General features: G+C 57.0%; 16 protein-coding genes. 13 read left to right on the top strand and 3 right to left on the bottom strand.

Annotation, left to right across the window (positions count from 1 at the left end; translation table 11 throughout):
- Positions 1-2 precede the first annotated feature (2 nt).
- The 8 genes from RBB63_RS10470 (at position 3) to RBB63_RS10505 (ending at position 11,782) form a co-directional block, all read left to right on the top strand.
- Positions 3-371 carry a response regulator gene (locus RBB63_RS10470; RefSeq protein ID WP_309383914.1) on the top strand — a complete coding sequence of 123 codons (369 nt, stop codon included), beginning with the start codon at positions 3-5 and terminating at the stop codon, positions 369-371.
- A complete protein-coding gene (locus RBB63_RS10475) occupies positions 368-1,516 on the top strand; it encodes an alkaline phosphatase family protein (RefSeq protein ID WP_309383916.1) in 1,149 nt (382 codons plus the stop codon). Before RBB63_RS10470 ends, RBB63_RS10475 begins: the two co-directional genes overlap by 4 nt.
- 3 nt (positions 1,517-1,519) lie before the next feature.
- A complete protein-coding gene (locus RBB63_RS10480; RefSeq protein WP_309383918.1) occupies positions 1,520-3,118 on the top strand; it encodes a DHHA2 domain-containing protein in 1,599 nt (532 codons plus the stop codon).
- Positions 3,115-4,362: a glycosyltransferase family 4 protein gene (locus tag RBB63_RS10485; protein ID WP_309383920.1), complete on the top strand. Its 1,248-nt coding sequence runs from the start codon at positions 3,115-3,117 to the stop codon at positions 4,360-4,362. Before RBB63_RS10480 ends, RBB63_RS10485 begins: the two co-directional genes overlap by 4 nt.
- Positions 4,359-5,249: a glycosyltransferase gene (locus RBB63_RS10490; protein ID WP_309383922.1), complete on the top strand. Its 891-nt coding sequence runs from the start codon at positions 4,359-4,361 to the stop codon at positions 5,247-5,249. Before RBB63_RS10485 ends, RBB63_RS10490 begins: the two co-directional genes overlap by 4 nt.
- Positions 5,246-6,487, top strand: a complete 1,242-nt coding sequence (locus tag RBB63_RS10495; RefSeq protein WP_309383924.1) for a glycosyltransferase family 4 protein — start codon at positions 5,246-5,248, stop codon at positions 6,485-6,487. The genes RBB63_RS10490 and RBB63_RS10495 overlap by 4 nt, the downstream gene beginning before the upstream one ends.
- A 484-nt stretch (positions 6,488-6,971) precedes the next feature.
- Positions 6,972-10,190 (top strand): HEAT repeat domain-containing protein, encoded by a 3,219-nt coding sequence (locus RBB63_RS10500; protein ID WP_309383926.1) that lies wholly within the window; start codon positions 6,972-6,974, stop codon positions 10,188-10,190.
- Positions 10,191-10,864: 674 nt separating this feature from the next.
- Complete coding sequence (locus RBB63_RS10505; RefSeq protein WP_309383928.1) at positions 10,865-11,782, top strand: HU family DNA-binding protein; 918 nt, start codon at positions 10,865-10,867, stop codon at positions 11,780-11,782.
- Positions 11,783-11,960: 178 nt separating this feature from the next.
- On the opposite strand, the gene RBB63_RS10510 is transcribed toward RBB63_RS10505, so the two are convergent.
- Positions 11,961-13,427, bottom strand: coding sequence for a leucine-rich repeat domain-containing protein (locus tag RBB63_RS10510; RefSeq protein WP_309383930.1), 1,467 nt, complete (start codon positions 13,425-13,427; stop codon positions 11,961-11,963).
- A 345-nt stretch (positions 13,428-13,772) separates the two neighbouring features.
- Between RBB63_RS10510 and RBB63_RS10515 the strand changes: the two genes are divergently transcribed.
- Together RBB63_RS10515 and RBB63_RS10520 are read left to right on the top strand one after the other, a co-directional pair.
- Positions 13,773-14,381, top strand: a complete 609-nt coding sequence (locus RBB63_RS10515; RefSeq protein ID WP_309383932.1) for an RES family NAD+ phosphorylase — start codon at positions 13,773-13,775, stop codon at positions 14,379-14,381.
- A 57-nt stretch (positions 14,382-14,438) separates the two neighbouring features.
- Positions 14,439-14,879 carry a hypothetical protein gene (locus tag RBB63_RS10520; RefSeq protein WP_309383934.1) on the top strand — a complete coding sequence of 147 codons (441 nt, stop codon included), beginning with the start codon at positions 14,439-14,441 and terminating at the stop codon, positions 14,877-14,879.
- Positions 14,880-14,980: 101 nt separating this feature from the next.
- Here RBB63_RS10520 and RBB63_RS10525 read toward each other — a convergent pair whose 3' ends face one another.
- Entirely contained in the window at positions 14,981-15,745 is a 765-nt protein-coding gene (locus RBB63_RS10525) for a hydroxypyruvate isomerase family protein (RefSeq protein WP_309383936.1), read from the bottom strand.
- 382 nt (positions 15,746-16,127) lie between these two features.
- On the opposite strand from RBB63_RS10525, the gene RBB63_RS10530 reads away from it, so the two are divergent.
- Entirely contained in the window at positions 16,128-17,081 is a 954-nt protein-coding gene (locus RBB63_RS10530; RefSeq protein WP_309383938.1) for a metallophosphoesterase, read from the top strand.
- 19 nt (positions 17,082-17,100) lie between these two features.
- Here the strand turns inward: RBB63_RS10530 and RBB63_RS10535 are convergent, their stop codons facing one another.
- Complete coding sequence (locus RBB63_RS10535) at positions 17,101-17,877, bottom strand: hypothetical protein (protein WP_309383940.1); 777 nt, start codon at positions 17,875-17,877, stop codon at positions 17,101-17,103.
- 119 nt (positions 17,878-17,996) lie between these two features.
- Here RBB63_RS10535 and RBB63_RS10540 point away from each other — a divergent pair, with 119 nt between their 5' ends.
- A complete protein-coding gene (locus tag RBB63_RS10540) occupies positions 17,997-19,058 on the top strand; it encodes a LacI family DNA-binding transcriptional regulator (RefSeq protein ID WP_309383942.1) in 1,062 nt (353 codons plus the stop codon).
- 37 nt (positions 19,059-19,095) lie between these two features.
- Entirely contained in the window at positions 19,096-19,389 is a 294-nt protein-coding gene (locus tag RBB63_RS10545; protein WP_309383944.1) for a hypothetical protein, read from the top strand.
- The last annotated feature ends 15 nt before the right edge of the window (positions 19,390-19,404 follow it).

Raw genomic sequence — 19,404 nt, forward strand, 5'->3', positions numbered from 1 at the left:
ACATGAGCGAAATAATTGTAGTTGATGACGACATTACGATGATCCGTCTCGTGCAGCTCCACTTGCGGCGCACGAAGATCAAAGGTCACTTTTTTCAAACTGGTGGGCAGTGCCTCAAAGTCGCCGAGCAAATCAAGCCCGACCTTGCGCTGCTCGACTACGACCTCCCGGACATGAAAGGCACGGAAATCATGGCGGCGCTGCGCGAATTACCCGGCAATGAAAACCTGCCCGTGCTCATCTTCACCGCGCGCACCAGCAGCGAGCTCCTGCCTACGATCAAAGAGTCCGGCGCCAGCGATGTCCTCTCCAAACCCTTCAGCCCAACCAACCTCATTCGCAAAATCGAAAGCCTCCTGCCCAAAGAGTGAAACCGCGCGTTGACATCTTCATCTTTGCAGACGCCCTCGGTTGGAAGCTGGCCGATGAGCGAAGCTTCCTCGTTGATCTGTTTCCCGTCCGCAATCCCTGTCAGACGCTCTTTGGTTATTCATCGACTTGCGATCCCACGATCCTCACCGGGGAACTGCCTTGTAAGCACGGGCACTTTTCTTTCTTTGTCAAAGCCAACGGCGAATCGCCGTTCAAGCCGCTGGGCGCGCTAGGCTTTCTGCCACAGAAGATCGCGGGCCACCACCGCGTGCGCAACAAGGTCAGCCGCTTCGTTGCTCAGCGCATGGGCTACACCGGCTACTTCCAGCTCTACAGCGTGCCTTTCAACCGCCTGCCCTACCTCGACTACACCGAGAAGAAAGACATCTATGAACCGGGCGGCATCATCGGCGGACAGACCAACATCTTCCAGCGCTGGCAAGACTCCGGCAAACCGTGGATGCGCTCCGACTGGCGCGCCGGCGACGCCGCCAACATCGCGCAGGCCAAACAAGCCATGGCCCAGGGCGACGTCGAACTCGCCTATCTCTTCACCGCCGGGCTCGACGCCACGATGCACAAATACGGCCCCGCTGGCGCGGAAGTCGACGCCGCCTTTGATCAATTTGCCAACCACCTGCGCGAGCTCCACACCATCGCATCGCAGAACTATCGCGAAGTGCGCCTGCATTTATTCAGTGACCACGGCATGGCCGATGTCACCGCCACCAGCGACATGTACCAACGCTGGCGCGAGGTCGACCTGCGCTACGGCGAGGACTACATTGCGGTGTGGGATTCCACCATGGTGCGCTTCTGGTTCGAGCACGACCGCGCGCGCGAAGTCACGGAAGCCTGGCTCAGCCAGCAGTCCGAAGGCGATATCGTGACCGATGCGCAACTGGCGATCGGGGGCTGCTTGTTCCCCGACCGGCGCTACGGCGAACTTTTCTACCTACTCAAACCCGGCACGCTTTTCGTGCCGTCGTTCATGAACATGGGCTTCGTGAAAGGCATGCATGGCTACGACCCCAGCCATCCCGACAGCACCGCCTGTTGGCTCGCCTCCCACGAAACCAAGCCGGTGCAGCAACTGACAGACATCTTCCCCGTCATGCTTCACGCCGCCAACCCCAAAACATAAACCGTGAATAATCTATACGTAACCGGACACAAAAACCCCGACACCGATTCCCTCGTGTCGGCGCATGTCTTTGCCTGGATGCTCGGCCAGGAAAGTGGCGCACCCCCCGGCCTGCCCCTCCGCCTTGGCGAACCCAACCCCCAAAGCGCATGGCTATTTGCCGAAGCGGGCGAGCCTTTGCCCGAACTCCGCGAAGATTGCCGCCCGACCATTTTGGAAGCCTGCGTATCGGCCCCGACCATCTCCCCCAATGCCCCGTTGAGCGCCGCGCTGCGGCTGCTGCGCGAGAGTCATTCGCCGCTGGTTGTCGTCACCGATGAGCACGGCATCCAGGGCATCATCAGCGAACGCATGCCGCGCGTCACCTACTTGCTCAGCGCCAACGTCGAGGACATGCTCGGCACGCTGCTTCAGTGGGAGCACCTCGTGCAAAGCCTGCCGCTTAAGCCCGTCAACCACACGCCTCTGCGCAGCGAGCCCACCGGGATGAAGTTCATCAGCGGCGCTCCGGCCACCGCCAACGACATCCTCGTGACCGGCCCCATGCCGGAAAACCCGCAGGCATTGCTCGATCAAAAACCCGCCGCCATCATCATTGTGGGCCCAATCCATTGCCCGGCGCTGGAGGAGCAAACGGACGTGCCCGTATTTGCCTACCACGGCAGCGCCTTCGCCTTCTGCGCCAGCCTCGGCGGCTGCATTCCCTGCTGCAATGCTCTGGAGACTAAATTCGTTACTATCCATGCCGATGAAATCCTATCCGAATGCCGCGGCTTCATCGCCGACACCGAGTTTGGCCTGCTTGTCATCGACGACGCCGGGCAACTCTGTGGCCTCGTAACGCCCCAACAACTGGTCGCGGCGCCACGCCCCAAGGTCGCGCTGGTCGACCACTTCGAGCGCGCCCAAAGCATCAGGGGCCTTGAAGAAGCCGAGATCCTCGCCATCATCGACCACCACCGTATCGGCGACATCGAGACGAGCGAACCTGTCGATATCGACTGCCGGATCTGGGGCTCCACGGCCAGCATTCTCTTTGCCCGTTGTCGGGAAAGCGGACTCGCCGTTCCCCCATCCAAAGCCAAGCTCTTGCTCGGCGCCCTCATCTCCGACACGCTGCTCTTGCAGTCTCCCACCACTCGCGAGCAAGACCGCCGCATCGCCAACGAACTGGCCGCCATTGCGGGCGTCGACCTGCAAACCTTCGGCCTCGACGTGCTGCGTCACAACGACCACCTCCTGACCGCCAAGGCAAGCTCCCTCGTCAGGGCCGACTGCAAAGCCTTCACCCACGGCAAGCGTCACTTCCTCGCCGCACAGATTGAAACCGTTGACCTCGCGGCACTCTCCGATGAGCGCGCCCGGGAGTTGGAAGCTTCACTGGAGGCGCAACTCGCCCTGGAAGACTTCGCCATGCTGATGATCACCGATGTGCTCAAGCAAGTCAGCCGCATCAGCGTGCTTTGCCATGACCCCATCTGGCGGCGCAAGCTCATCCCGCAAAATGCGGAAACGATCAACGGTCACGTCTGGCTGGCTGAAGGCTTCGTCTCGCGCAAAAAGCAACTCATCCCCTACGTCCTCAGCCAGCTCAACTCATGAACGCGCGCACGATCATCCATGTCCCCCGACGCTTCGCCCTGGATGAATGGGGCGGCACGGAATCGGTGATCTACAACCTCTGCCGCCAACAACGCGCAACGGGTTGGAATCCGGAAATCCACACCTCACGCGCCCTCGCATCCACACCTGCCGAGACCTGGCGTGACATCCCCATCCGCCGCTACCCCTACGTTTACCCATTCTTCGGACTCAGCGCGGAGGAGAAACATGCGCTCGATAAAAAAGGCGGCAACCTGCTCTCCCTCCCCCTCCTCTCGAGTCTCGCGCGCCGCAGTGATGTGCGCATCTACCACGCCCACGTTACCAAACGCATGGGCGCCACGGTCCGCACCGCCGCGCGCCTGCGCAAAAAGCCGTTTGTCGTCACGTTGCATGGCAACATCTTCGATGTGCCCCAAGACGAGGCGCAGTCCCTCGTCTCTGCACAGGAGGGCCACTTCGAGTGGGGCCGTCCGTTTGGTCTCTTGTTCGGCAGTCGGCATTTGCTCGAACGCGCCGACGCCGTGATCTGCGTGGGCCACTCGGAATACGAGGCCGCCCGCCAACGACTCCCCGCCGACCGCGTCTGCTACCTGCCTAACGGCGTCGAGCCCGACAACCTCTCCGGCGGCGACCGCATCGCTGCGCGGCAACGCCTCGGTTTCGGCCCCCACGATTTCATCTTCGGCTGCATCAGCCGCCTCGACCCACAGAAAAATCAGCAACTGCTCATCGAAGCATGGGCCCGGGTGCGCCAGCAAAACCCGAACGCCCGCCTCTTGCTTTGCGGTCCCGCGACCAACGCCGCCTACGCCGATGAATTACAAATGCAAATCGACAGCTCGGGCTATGCTTTCGACGTGCGCCTGCTCCCACCGGTCGAAGTCGAGAGCGCCGAACACCGTGACCTGCTCGCCGCGCTCGACTGCTTTGTCCTCCCCTCGCGGCATGAGCCCTTTGGCATCGTGGTGCTCGAAGCCTGGGCCACGCAAACGCCCGTTATCGCTTCGACGGTCGGCGGATTACAGCGACTCGTTATCCACGAGAAGACCGGACTGCATTTCCCCAGTGGCGACGCCGAGGCGCTGGCCGCGCAGATGAAGCGCCTCATCGACGAGCCCGGCCTCGCATCATCCCTTGCCGCTGCGGGCAACGCCGAAGTCCACGCGCACTACACTTGGCATACCATCGCCGCCCAACAGGAAACCATTTACCAACAAGCAGAGGAGCGCCACCGATCATGAACCAACTGCCAGATTCCATCAGCCTCGTCATGCGATCCTACAACGAAGCATGGGCCATCGGCGACACGCTCAAGGCCGTGTTCGATCAAGATTACCCGGGCAAGATCGAGCTCATCGTCATCGACAGCGCGTCGACCGACGGCTCGCATGAGATCATCCGCCAGTTCGATCCCTACGCCTTTGAAATTCTCGAGCCCGGAACCTACGTGCCCGGCGTGGTGCTCAACCGCGGCATGCAACTGGCCACCAACGAGTGGGTCGTCTACCTGAACAGCGACGCCACGCCCGCCAATCGCCAATGGCTCAGCGAACTGCTCAAAGTCGCCCTCGCGACGCCCAATCTCGGCTCCGCGTTCAGCCGTCAAATTCCACGCGGCGATTGCCAGGCCGTCTTCGCGCACGACTACGATCGCTGCTTCGGCCCCAACCGCGAAAGCGTCAACTGGCCGAACTTCTTCAGCATGGTCAGTTGCATCACGTCAAAGACAATCTGGCGGGAGTTCCCCTTCCGCGAAGATCTTCAATACGCCGAGGACGACGAGTGGTCGCGCCGCATGAAAGACGGTGGACGCGAAATTGTTCTCGCCGAGAAATCCATCGCCATCCACTCGCACAATTACACGCTGGCGCAGTCCTACAAACGCGCGCGAGGCGACGCCGTTGCCGTCTCCAAAGCCGGGCACGCCAACCCCGTTGGCAACAAGCCGAAGTTCCTCGTCATGGGCACGGTCAAGGACGCGTTGGCCGACTTTAAATTCTGCCAACGCGAAGGCCGACTCGGCGAATGGCCGCACGCCATCGGTGTCCGCTGGCAGCAGCGCCGCGGACGCGCCGATGGCTACGATGCCGGCGCCGCCGAACGAACCGCCAACCAGCAGCCGTCATGAAGATACTGACCATCAGCAATCTCTACCCCCCGCACCACGTGGGTGGCTACGAAGTGCGTTGCCAGCAAGTCATGGATCGGCTGCGCGGGCGCGGGCACGAGGTCCACGTTCTCACGTCCAACCACGCCAAACCAGGCGTCACCGAGCCTGACCCGCCCGGCATTGAGCGCGCGTTGCGCATTCACGGATTCTTCGGACACCCATGGCTGCCCATGCACCAGTTGCTTGAGCTGGAGCGCGAGAACCACGCCACGCTCATCGCAGCGATAAAGCGCGTGCAGCCCGACGTCATTCACGTGTGGAACATGGGCGGCATTTCCAAGTCGCTCCTCCACCGCCTCGAGGATGGAAGCATCCCCGTCGTTTACGACATCTCCGACCACTGGATCGCGCGCAGCCTCAAGGGCGACGTCTGGCTCGACTGGTGGAACCGCCGCGCACGCGGTGGGTCGGGACTCCTCCGCATGCTCGCCGAACTGCTTGCCCAGCGCCGCAAGTTCGACCGCGACGCGCCGACTTACCCAGTTGAACGCATCGCCTGGAAGCACATCTATTTTTGCAGCGCCTTCCTGCGCCAACTCACGCTCGATGCTGGCTATAAAGTTGGCCATGGCAGCGTGATTTACTGCGGCGTGGAGACGGCGAAGTTTGAACACAAAACAGACTACAGCCAATTCAAGCGTCTGCTCTTTGTCGGTCGTCTCAGCGAAGACAAAGATCCGCTGACTGCGATTCGCGGCGTGGCTAAAGCCCGCGCGCATGGCCTCGATGTCACACTCGATCTCTACGGCAAGGGTGACCCGGAATACGTTCAGCAACTCCACGATGCCTGCGCGGACTTAAAGCTCGGCGACGCCGTCCAATTCAAGTCCTGCACGCCCGAGGAAATGCGCCGCGTTTATTCGCAATACGACGCGCTGCTCTTCACCAGCAACTGGGGCGAACCCTTTGCGCTGACGCCACTGGAAGCCATGGCCGCGCGCCTGCCGGTGATCCTCGTTCCCGACGGCGGCGATGTCGAGCTCGGCCGCGACGGCGAAAACTGCGTCCTAGCTGAAGCCGCCAATCCAGAATCCATTGCCAGTGGCATTCAACGCCTTCACGCCAGCGCTACACTTCGCCAGCAAATAGCCGAAAACGCTGGCGCCGAAGTCGACGCGCAATACGACCTCAAGCCCATCAGCGAACAGATCGAAACCTTCCTCGCAAACGCCATAGAGGCATACCGCGCCAGGTAGGCAAAAGCTGGTTCAAAAATGGAACCCGGCGCCTGTCCCGCTAAGCGGTGATCCCGATCGGGCTTGTTTCATCCAGCGGGTTGACGGAGAGGCAACAGCAAGCCCAGTCGGGACAACGGGTTCCACCTCCTTCCCGCTCTTCCCGATCTTCCTGTTTAAAAAACATCCCTGCCCCTCTCTCTCCACCGCCAATTTCGCCGTAACGGGCCACTACCATAACTGAGTTAACGTTGATAACTCCGCCCAATACCCTGGTGACTCCGTAGCCCGCACAGGCAATTACGATGCAGACAACGATTTACTTTGCATCGCAAAGCTCAGTTTCACTCCGTCTGCGCTTAATGTTTAGATCAGACGTTGCAGTCTCGACAGCATCTAAATAAGTCGTCCCATAAATCATTATTTGAGCTGTCACCCAATCTTCACCCTTACTCAGAGGGAATTAAATTTGACACCGAATAATTATTCAATGCAGTGAACGGATATGATCTACTGCGCATCCTTACGGAATATAATTGGCGTACTCATCCAGGCGTCACTCTGGACGATGATCCTGTCGGGCTGTGGCCAAGAACCATCCGCCGAATCAGACGCCAGCAAAGGAGGAAAGCCAAGTGCGAAGTCTGCTTCTTCTGCATTATCCAGTATAGATGACGCCATCGACACTGTGCTGAAAGACTTGGATGGCGATGATCGAAGCCGCTTAAAAAAATCCTACCGTCAATGGGCGAGCGACCCCAACATACACCAGGATATCATCATACAAGAACGCGGCTGGCGAGAGTTCGCGAAGAAAGACCAAAGCATTGCTCGTTTTCCTGCTGATATCGCCGCAGCCGCCATTTCCCACGAAATACCGATTGAGCGCACCATCAACGATCGTCAGCCCAAGGGATTCAATACGCAGACGCTGGGCCTCATGGCATTGTGGAATAACGCGGATAGCCTCAATGAAAGCGATGTAGAGCGCGCGTTGCCAGCCCTCGTAGACATACTAGGATCCGAGTATGAGTGCGAATACGGGACCAACGAAAAGGTGAAGCATGCTGACCTGGCGCAGGCTGTCCTTCTTGAAATGAGTGACAAGTCAACATCCGCAGTGGTCAATTTGCTATTACAACAGGACCTGCCTACGCCCAAGGCCATCCACGTATTGAGCACAATCAAGCCCTCGAATGCGCAAGACATGGCTAAGCTCAAAACACTGTATAATGGGACCGATAACATCGAGATCCGCGTTGCGATTCTGGAAGCAGCCGAACGAGGCAACTCGGTAGAATTCATGAAGGAGATTTATCTTCAACAAGATCCCGTAACCAGCGGTCTAGCCGGTCATGCTCTTTTGATGCAGAGGAATCAGGATTATAGCCCCATCTGGAGCGAAGCCTTGCAGCAGGAAAAAGTAGAACGCCATGTCGCCAATATGGCGGCAGCGGGATTGAAAAAGAATCCTACGGCGGAGTCCGCGCCTTTGGTCAATGTCGCCATGCGCTCAGCCCGATCAGACGAGTCCATGGATATGGCTCGCATCTATATTTTTAAGGAATTGCTGACCTATGAGGACATCGCCGCGGACATTCCGATTAACTACTCAGGCATCAGCGATAATCGTGATCGCGAACAACACATCAAGACAATCTACGAGAATGGCGGAGAGGCTAGCTTGGACTTCCTCAAGTATGTTGCCAAATACGACCCCAGTCCCGATGTTCGCGATAAAGCGCTTACGTTCTTCGCGGACGCGACCAACACTCCAAAAGAAAGCATTCAATTGGAGGCGCAACCCATTACCCAGCTGGATTTTGATTTAGCGCTGAATGCAAGCCGCCGTTTTGATTATGGTCACGGTGAAATAGACTTCCAGGTTAGTTACACTCCCTATCCTGGTAAGGACATCGCTGAGCGACTTCCCGAGCAGCAGGCCGAGTATGCCTCATTCCTTACTGAGGCGCTTGCCTCGCCCATTCCCTACGACCGACGCGGCGCCATCATGCTCGCAGGCTCGCTATCCAACGAATCTCACGTGCCCGCATTGGCAGAGCTCTACCTCGAAGAGCGGACCATGAATGATGACCGGATGCAACGAGCAGTGATCGACGCACTGGCTAATACCGGAAGCCCGCAAGCGACTGAATTTGTGTGCCAGTGGATTCGCGATTACGGCAAGGAAGGCTATTCAGATTTTGATACGTACTTTGATGCCCGCGATGGCGATGCTGATCATCGCTACTTGCTTGAGTTGATGCTCGAGCCCGAACACAAAGAAATTGCCAATCGCTTATTTGACGGCTCTCAACAATTGCGCGCCGACTTCTTTGTCGATCAGGGTGGCGCCTTTCCCACAGCTGCGCTGATTACCCAGAGTTTAATTTGGGAGCCGGCGCCTGGACAGCAGATCTATGCTCACATTCTTGGTCACTGGAAAGCCGAGGACATCACGAGTGAAGCACTGGGCCGAGTCGACAACTCTCTTCAAGCTGAATGGGTTCAGCCGGACAGCATGATTAACGCTCTAATGCGGGTCGTTAACGACAGCCCCAACGAAACTGTATTTACTGTGCTGAATGCGCTGAATGAGCCCGGGAATCGAGATTACTTTGCGGCAGGCATTCAGGCGGCAAGTCCTGATGTAAAGGAGGCCTTCGGGACGGCTCTACGCAAACGTCTAGGCGTCGCCCCTCACGACCCCGACGATGTCGGAATGCATCGTAAACTGCTACAAACCCTGATATTAGTTTACCCGGACCCCGCAGCTTATCAGGCTGAATTGGAGGCCTCCGTAGTGAGTTTCGACCAACGCTGGCCCGCCTGGAAGAAAACGCCCAACAGCCAGCTTTTCATCCAGGACATGGTCTCCCTAACCAGTGAACCAACCGTCGAAGCGATTGTTGCTTACATTGGTGATGAATCGACGCCGAAGAGCAAACGGTCGGCCGCGTACCAAACCCTGCAGAAGATGGGCAATCTCGGATTTGATGGAATGTTCCGTCTCATGGAACATGAGAATCCGGATATCCGCAAGCAGGCGATTAAAAACGCCCTGAGTTCCACCGACCCTGAGATGTTTGCGCGTAAGTTCGCGATCTTTGATGAAGATGACAAGGAGATGGTTAAAGCCATGAATTTCAGCAAGACTTACCTCGACGACGGCGACATGAACGAGGTGCTTCCCACGCTCATTGCGGATTCTGATCAGCGGCGCTTCATCTATTTACTGGACTGGATGAGCAATGGAAAGCTGCTCGGTCGGGACGACGCCTGCATTGAAATTTATCAAGCGACCTTCAACCGCTGGGATGACATGACGCCAGAGCAGCAAACTCAATTCGTCAACCATCTGACTAAGTACCCGTATCGATTCCGCAAAGCAGATGATACCGTTGAAGCCTTCGACGTCGTTCTGGATCCGCGGCTGCCTCCCGAAGCACTGAAGAAACTCACTAAAGCTCTCATGCACTCAGACATCGAGCGCAACCCGGAGCATGTCGCACTTTATTTCAAGGTGGTAAACGATCCCGAAGCCACCGAGACGCTTCTGGAATTGGCTGATGACCGATGGTTCTACGAGTTAACGCCCGAAGCATTTGAACTCTACCTCAAGGAGATGGAAGCGTTGTCCGAACGCATGCCCGATCAGCAGCCGACAATCACCCAAGCCGTAGCGAAGGTAACCCAGGAAGTGCAAAGGCGCAGCGTAAAATAAGAACTGTATTCTCACAGGCTTCCAGTCTGCCACGCTCAAGCCGCCTTGCTGGACACGAAAAATCACTGCGGCCTGATCGGCCAAGTTAGCTGAAAAGTGGTTTCAGCTGAAACCAAATGGCAATCCGCAACCCCCACTTCGCGGACACACAATAGCGCGGACCGATTCCAGCTATTCGCATCATTCGCTCAAGCAAGGTCGCGCCTGTTATCCCTAACGGGCACAGCGATTGCCTCAACGTCATCAGGATGAAACTTCCCGCTAGGGATCGCCGCTGAGCGGGACAGATAACGGGACGCTACCCAACTGGTTCAATAAAACCAAACCACACAACCACTAGCGGCTTGCCTGGAGACTGCGCTCTACCTCCACTCCACCTCCTTCCCGCTCTCTCCGATCTTCCTGTTTAAAAAAACATCCCTGCCCCACTACGCCACCGCAGCGACTTGCGTCGCCTGCCGTGGGCTAAGTCGAATGGCAAGCGTCGCCCTTCCCCCACCAAACGGCGGCGACAAAGCGCCGCCCTCCACCAATCCACCGCCCTTTTTCCTTTAATCTTTTTCCTTTTTCCTCCTTGGCATTCGCCAAGGCTTACTGCATAATATTTCACTGATAATTCAACCACCCAGAATCTCTACACTTCCACACCTCCCAACCTCAACACCACTACAACAATGCCATCACTCAACTATTACCTAACTCCCTTTGCCCCAAGCGCTAAAGACAAGGACTCGCGACCGAAATACATCGCGCGGCCTGCGCGCAGCGGCGTCATGAACGATCAACAGCTCGCCCGGCTCATTGCCGAGCGCTGCACGCTAACCGAGGCCGACATCCACGCCACGCTGATCGAGCTGCGCCTACACATCCTGCGGACCGTCGCTGAGGGAGGGCGCGTCAACCTGCAAGGCCTCGTCGAGTTCTACCCGAAGCTACGCGGCACCTTTGACGATCTGGACGAGCGCCGCGATCCCAAGCGCCACAAGATCAACATCGGCGCACGCCCCTGCAAGTCCCTCAACAAGGAGCTCAGCCGCCAGCAAATCAGCTGGCGACGCGTCCCCGGGCCCGATGAAACAGCCATCATCTACCAGGTGCGCGACACGCGCAGCGGCGAGCTCAACGCCACGCTCTCCCCCGGCGGGCCGGTGGGCCTCAGCGGCGTGCGGCTCAAGTTCAGCGAGTCGCGCCCCGACGAAGGCGTCTTCCTGATCCCCGTCCGCCAACCGAACGGCAGTCAAAAGGCAACCCCTAGCGCCCAAACCGCGACAAAGGCCGCCAATTCCACCCGCCAAGCCGCCCTTCCCCGCGAGATCCGCATGAACCACTACTTCGGCGTCCGCCCGAAGGAAGTCTGGTTCCTCGCCCCGGACGACCTCCCCGCCGGCCAATACGAACTGGAGCTCCGCACCCGCTCCCGCGGCGGCGAACACCTCCTCCGCGAACGTTGCCAACACCGCCTTACCTGCCCTGAGCTTGTCGAACGGGCCAGTGACTACCTTTCCGAAGACACTTGCCCTGAAGTTGTCGGAGTGTCCGATACCACCGCCACCGTGATCCCGACGCCCACACCGGAGCGAATTCCCGCCTAAGTATCGCCGACTGCGCGACCAAGTGTCGCCGACTGTCAATCGAAGCGTCGCCGACTCTTCCTAGAAGTGTCGCCGACGCTTTTTCACGTACCCCTACTGGGTTTGGTCACAACCCTTACCTTGTTTGGGTCTGAAACATGGGTAGGGTTGGGTCTGAACCAAGTAGAGTCTCTCGAAATCAGCCCTGCTCCAAAAGCTTCCGCACGGGCTTCTCATATTCTGGAGTGACTTGGATCTTCGATGGATAGACCCAAACAATGAACTCCTCCTCAACTCCATCTGACTGAAAATAAATAATCCAGTCTTCCTTGGAATTTGAGAGAACCCGTTGAATCCCTGTTATAATCTGAGGAAAGTCTTTCGAAGCACGTTCACTATACAACACCACCGTGCGTGAACGAGCGCCACCCCATCGGAACGGAATCTCGTAGTCGTCACCGAGATCAAGACCAAGTTTCTCTACTTCTTCTTCGATTTTACCATCGAGCCAATCCAACTCTGAGCCAAGCATCTCAACATTCACATCAGAAGCTATTGCATTGAAGCTCTCCTTAGTGTCATAGAAATCAAACGTCTCCTGATCAACAACCTCCAGTTGAAGTGAAGGTGAATATCTCGGAGTTGAAGCACGAAAATCGATATCCCATGAAGGAAGTGAGGCTTGAAATTCTTCAAGGTCTCTAGGCTCAGATCCACTACATTTGACTCCTATTTCTCGCAATGAAGGCAATTGTTTAAGAGGACTAAGATCGATGCCTCTCGCTTCGGTGCTAATCGAAAGGTCGCAAAGAAGAGACAACCCTGCAATTGGCACAAGTGAGCCTACCCGAGAATTCAAAATATTAACATGAGTAAGATTCTTAGCTCCACGTAATGGTTCCAGTGAATCGAATTCACCTTCCAGATTAACCAAATTCTCTAGCTTCGAATACCGTTCCAAACCACTCAAACTATTGACGTCAGCACTCCTGATAACTCGAAGTTCTGGCATCTCAGGAAAGCCCTCAAATGACTCAAAGGTTTCACCTCCTAACTCAAGTTTACGCAGCGAGGGCAATGTCGAAACGTCTTTTAATGCAGGAATTTGATCATTTGAAATGGAGAGTTCCCGTAATTGAGGAAGCTTTTGAAGAAACGACAGATCCTTAATTGGAGTATCCGAAACATCCAGTATCTCAAGGCTAAAGCATCCCCCAAGGGGCGAGAGTTCCTCTATTGGATTCGCTCGCAGATTAAGCCTCTTAAGCTTTGGGCATGCAACTAAAGTAGAGACATCAGATACCTCGTTGTTCGTTAAAATTAATTCAGATAAATCTGTTAGGAATTGTATCGCAGTTAAATCTCGAACAGGTCGATCATCACTACGCAGTCTCTGAAAACTAAGCCAAGACAGCTTTTCCAATTCTTCTGCTGCAGGACGAACAAATTCCTTAGAGAAATGTGGCTCATAACCTGGACTATGACGCGCATCACCACGCTCACTCCAATCATCCCAATAGTTTGGATCAAAGTTAGAACGAACTCGCTCAATCAACAACTCGACGGTATAGATCGCATCAAGACTGAGATCTGGAGATAAAGCATAATCCGAAAAACTTGTTGCTGTCATATCTTCTGATGGTGAAGAAATCAAAATGTGGGGCATACATATCGTAAGGAATACAAATATACTCCTGATAATGAAATGATCGGCTAAACTAAAAGTCCTCATTGCACGCACTCTAAATGCTAAATCACAGGGTTACTAATCAAGAGAATCATATCAACAATTCTTCTCATTTAAATCGTCCCTCCTAGGCATACTTCTCGATGACTTTCATCTGGCTCAGTGCAAGAATCTCAACCTAAGAAATTTCGAGTCATCAAGAGAGACGGTGATCGGCTATGTTGTAGTCGATGGCTATTCGCATGGCATCCCTCTGGGCCAGGCGCATTCAGTTGCAGGTCGCTGACCTCAAAGTCAGACTGGACTTATAATCAAATCGATCAAATGGTCATGGTGAAACATATGACTCCCCATCTGCAGTTTGATGAATTGAAGCGACAGGCCAAGGTATCGATCAAGCCACACATTTCGCGATGGGAGCGTTCTGCATACCGCTGCGTCGAACCCCGATGGGCAAGGCCGGAATATCTCGTGTCCGGAGAAGGAACGATGGCCCATGGTGGGCGATGGATGGCCAAGGGCATCACCCAAGTCGCTTACGCATCCGTTACCGAGAACATCGCCTTGAAAGAAGCGAGTCACAACTTCACTCGATATGGCATCAAGCCCCGGCAAAAACCTCGCCTGATCGTTGAGCTGGAAATCAGAATTTCTCGCATGGTTGTATTGCGAGATCTGCTCAAAGCCATGCCATGGCCAGACTTGAATGAGCTCCTGGTCGAAGAGTGGGAGCCAATCAATGAGCGGGGCAAAGAAACGCTGTCGCAAGCACTGGGGCGGGCATTGTTCGAGCTAGGCGTTGAAGGATGCCTCATTCCTTCCGTTCGTGACCGTCGCGGCAACAACTTAATTTTGTTCCCGAAGAATCTGCGCAAGGACAGTCGCATTGAGATCGTCGGCGAGAATGAGCTGGAACGCTGGATTGCAAAATAACATGCAAAAGTGCATGTATTTCTTGCATTACTGTATCATTTCAGCTTTAGTAAAGCCATGAAGACCAAGCGGCAGACCAAGGCGAAAAAGGTCGCCAAGAAAAAGACATCCACACGGGCCAGCTCCAAGCCCGCAGCCAATCGGCAGGCAGCAAGACTCGCTCTAGAGCCAGTCGGAACGTTTGAGGTAAAGGAGTTTTGCCAACGCTACCAACTAGTGCGTCCCGACCTAACCCGACTGACGGGGTATTCTCTGCGTGCGGTGGATCAGTGGGCTACCGGCAAGGCGCCAGCCAAACCGGCGAACAAACAACTGGCCGAGCTGGTCCGCCTCTTTGACGCTTTATCTGACCTGATGGTCTCTAAAGATGTCGGCCCCTGGCTCAAGGCGTCCAATGAAGCCTTTGGTAACTCTACTCCCCTTCAAGTCATCGAGCGTGGTGAGGCTGATCGCATCTGGCGCATGATTTACCAATTAGAAACGGGCGAGCCGTCGTAGCCGACTCGATCGATTTTAATTGCAGGGCAACGCTCTCTCGACCCCGCAATTTGCATGTTCGCGAACATCGACGGCGATATCGAAATGAAACGGGACGATACTCAAGCACCCCGGCATAGCTCATACGCAGCTTGCAGTTCCTGAACAGGATCGCCGGTGGGGATGAACTCGTGGCCGATGTAGCCGGTGTAGCCGGTTTGCGCGATGGCGCGGATGATGGCCGGGTAGTTGAGTTCCTGGTCTGCGCCGATGGGGCCGCGACCGGGGTTGCCGGCGGTGTGGTAGTGGGCGATGTGCGCGTGGTGCTCGCTGATGGTTCGGATGATGTCGCCCTCCATGATCTGCATGTGGTAAATGTCGTAGAGGAGCTTGACGCTGGGTGAGTCGACGCGCTGGCAAAGCGTGGCGCCCCAATCGGTGTGGTCGCATTGGTAGTCGGGGTGCTCGACCTTGCTGTTCAGCAGTTCCATGATCAGCGTGACGCCCGCCTGCTCGGCGATGAGCACGACCCGCTCAAGGAGTTTCGCACAGTTGTCCAAGCCGGCAGCGTCACTGAGCCCGCCGCGGTTGCCGGAGAAGCAAATCAGATTGGGAATACCGAATGCGGCAGCCTGATCGATATTCGCGCGGAGTTCATTTTCAATGCGGGCGGCGTTTTCCGGTCGGTTCATGCCCGATGCGATCGAAGTGTGCCCGACAATGCTGACGATGGTCAAGCCGGCGTCACGCGCCATTGGCCACAGCTTCGGCTCGATGAGTTCAACGCCGGCATAGCCGATGCGGGCAGCAGCTTGCAACAGCTCGGAGGCCGCGACGCCCTTGTTCGCGAAGCACCACCAGGAAAAAGATTGTTTCACTGTGCTCATGTCGAGATCAGGTTCAGGATTACGAGTTGAAGAGAAGGCTCAGCGCTTGGGCGTAGTCACGGTTAGGCAGGGGCACGCCGCCACGCACGACTCCAGAGTGAAGGCGTGCAACTGGAACCCCTCAAGTAATAAGTAGTCATCCCCAACGGGCGAGCAAAACATCCACGTGACTGCCCCTCTTCGTTCGCGCGATGGCACGCATCGCATTTGGGGCGAGTGCGACCAGAATGCCCAGCCCGCTCAATCAATGCCGCCTTGCGCTGCATCCGACCTTATTCCCACCTGATTCGGCCAAGTTCGATGAAGAACACTCCCAAAGAGGCAACCGGATAAACTGCATTTAAACTTAACAAGCACTGACTTTTAGCGCTGACTAGGGGGCATGAAGCGGGAGTCTCTGCCGGAGAAGTTTGCGATGCTGGAGCGGCGCCTGGGGCGGGAGTTGCTCGGGCAACGGCTAATGCGCCAAGCGTCACATTGGGCCCGGGTTTCGCATCAGGGCGAAGGCGCCTTTAAACTGCAGAAGTATATCCCCATCGATGACCTCGCGCTGCTGGGGTTGACGCTGACCGGCCTGCGGGGGCGCGCCCGGCGCAACATCCATGCGCACGAGATCGTGGAGCAAACCTGGGAGCTCCCACGCCTGCCCCGCGCCTTTGATGGCTTTCGCCTCCTGCAGCTGACGGACCTGCATATCGACATCGATGCGAGGTTGGCCGCAACCATCGCGGCCAAGGTCCGCGCAACACCCCACGACGCCTGCGTGATCACCGGCGACTACCGCAACTCCACTGACGATGACTACGGCCCGTCGATGCGGCTCATGGCGCCCATTCTGGAGGCGATCCATGCGCAGCGTTGGGGCATCCTCGGCAACCATGATTTCATTGAGCAAGTCTGGGCGCTCGAAGCGGCGGGCCTGCCCATCCTGCTCAACGAGGCGAGCGCCATCACGCGGGGCGACGAGCAGCTGTGGATTGCCGGCGTCGACGATCAGCACTTCTACGGCACGGCGGACTTCGCGGCGGCGCGCCGAGGCGTGCCCGAGGGCGCGTGCTGCATTCTGCTTTGCCATTCCCCTGAGTTTCACACCGAGGCCGCGCAGCATGACTACGATTTAATGCTCAGCGGCCACACCCATGCGGGCCAGATCTGTCTGCCGGGCGGACGCCATGTCATTTGCCCGGTTAAGGACCTCAGCCGCGAGTACATCCGTGGTCGTTGGCAAAGCGACAAGTTGCAGGGCTACACCTCCCGCGGCACCGGCGCCTGCGGCATCCCTGCCCGCCTCAACTGCCCACCGGAAATCACGGTGCACGTGTTGCGGCGCGCTTAAGAAATTTAACCACCTCAGCTCACTTCGCGGACCTGCGACGCAGCAAGCCAAGCAGCACCGCACAGCCCAGCATCGCGGCGTAGGCGCCGGGCTCAGGAATCACGGTGAGCGTGTCGGTGCGCGTCAGGTTATCGAAATAAAGCGTGTTGTCGTCCGCTGTGTTTGAGCGAATGAGGAACGAAGTCGGCGAAGCCGAACCCGTCGTGGCAAAGACGCCCGCAGAGATGATCGATGAGGAAACCGTGTCATAGAAATAAAGCGCCGTTTCGCCATCCTGCAATGTAGCGCCAGTGCCGCTGATCGTCTGCGCGCTGCCGGAGCCGTTGTAAACGAGGTAGGTCGTGTAAGCGCGGTCCACCTGCAGCGTAGGCAGCGAGCCCGACACTTGCGAGGTGTTCGTTATCAGCGACAACGCGCCGTCGTCCAAGATCCAGCCGACGAAGGTCTTCGTGCCATTCACATCGCCCGAGCCGAGCCCGAAGCGCACGACGTCGGTTTGGCTGGTCGTGGGCTCCAGCATGTCGAAGCTCCAAGTCATTAGGCTGGATGATGAGTCCACGCGCACAAACGACGAACCGCCATCCAGATAACCGTACTGGTTGGGCGAGCCAAATGGCGTCGCGGTCGTCTGGTCGGCAATGCCGATCTGGTTGTAGATTTTACCGCCGCCGCTGAAGTTCTGGTCATTGCCCAAGGGATAGGATTCAAAGTCGTCAAAATAGATGACCGTGGCGCTCAGGGAGCTCAAAGACAGGCAAGCGGCCAAGGCCGCAGAGGAGTATTGTCGAATATTCATAAGGGTAAGTCTGGGGTTAATTCATTTAATGGCATCCACTCTAATCAACGCGTCGCCGTGGGCAATCGCCTCGCTTTTAAACGCGTTGAATTGAGCTGGCCAAAAGGCCGCAGCGCCACATGCTTAATCTCCTGATGGCGGACATGCCCCCTCCCCCAACCCTCCGTGAGTTATCCCAAATCCTGGGCGTTAGCCCGGCGACGGTCTCCCTCGCGCTCCGCAATGATCCCCGCGTTGCAGCCCAAACGCGCGAGCGCGTCGCCGCCGCCGCGCAGGAGCATGGTTACCGGATCAACCCCGCCATTGCCTCGCTGATGTCGCAAGTCCGCTCAACGCGCCGGGTCGCCTATCAGGAAACCATCGGCTGGCTGAACTTCTGGGAGCGGCCCGACATTTACCAAAAGACGGGCGTCGAATTTCAACTCCTCATGTGGCAAGGCGCGCTCAGGCGCGCGGAAGAGCTTGGCTACACCCTCGACAGCATTTGGATGCGCGAGGAGCAGATGACGCAGCGCCGCGCCACCGACATCCTGCACGCGCGCGGCATTCGCGGCATCCTCATCCCACCGCTGCCGGAGTCCGCCGACCTGCCCGAGATCGAGTGGTCCAGCTTTTGCGCGATCACCATGTCTTACACGATGAGCAACCCGCATCTGGACCGCATCCTGCCAGACCACTTCAGCAACATGCAAATCATCCTGCGCAACCTGCAGACGCGGGGCTATCAGCGGCCCGGCTTGCTGATGCCCGAAGGCTACGACGCCCGCAGCGACCACCGCTGCATGGCGGCCTACGCGCACATGCAGCAAGCGCTCCCCCAGGCCAATCGCATCCCTGCGCACACCTGCCACCCAACAAAAATCGAGCCCGCCACCATCGCCTGGCTGAACAAACATCGCCCCGACGCCGTCATCACCATGGGCACGTTGAAAGGCATCCGCCAGGTGCCTGGTCTGCCGAAAAAATACCGCGAACGCCTCGGCCTCGTCTTGATGAGCAATGCCGCCAGCGACGCCGACATCTGCGGCATTAACGAGAACCCCGCCATCATCGGCGCCACCGCCATCGAACAACTTGCCCTACTCCTGCAAAACAACCAGCATGGACTCCCCCGCCACCCCAAGCTAATCCAAATCGAAGGCGAATGGATCGAAGGCGCCTCCGCCCCCAACCTTGGTTAAGCACTGTCGGGAAGTTTGCTTCATCATTCCAACTGCTATGGCCAACGGACATTTCATCTGGCGACAAGGTGCTCGCGCTTGGATTGGTTCGGACAGTGGCCCTGAACTGGAACATCGCAAAATTTTACTCGCGCGTGCTTGTCAACAGGATCGAGAGTATTTTTCATCGAACTTGTTCGAATTAGGCGGGGCAGATTGGATGTTCGCGACGTTGGCATTTCAATCACAGGCTTCCAGCCTGCCACGCTCAATCCGCCTTGCTGGACACGAAAAATCACTGCGGCCTGATCGGCCAAGTTTGATGAAGAATGTTCTAGTTTTTTCCCACTGATAACCCCAAATTTTG

This window comes from Cerasicoccus frondis (assembly GCA_031296915.1).
Taxonomy (GTDB): Bacteria; Verrucomicrobiota; Verrucomicrobiia; order Opitutales; family Cerasicoccaceae; genus Cerasicoccus; species Cerasicoccus frondis.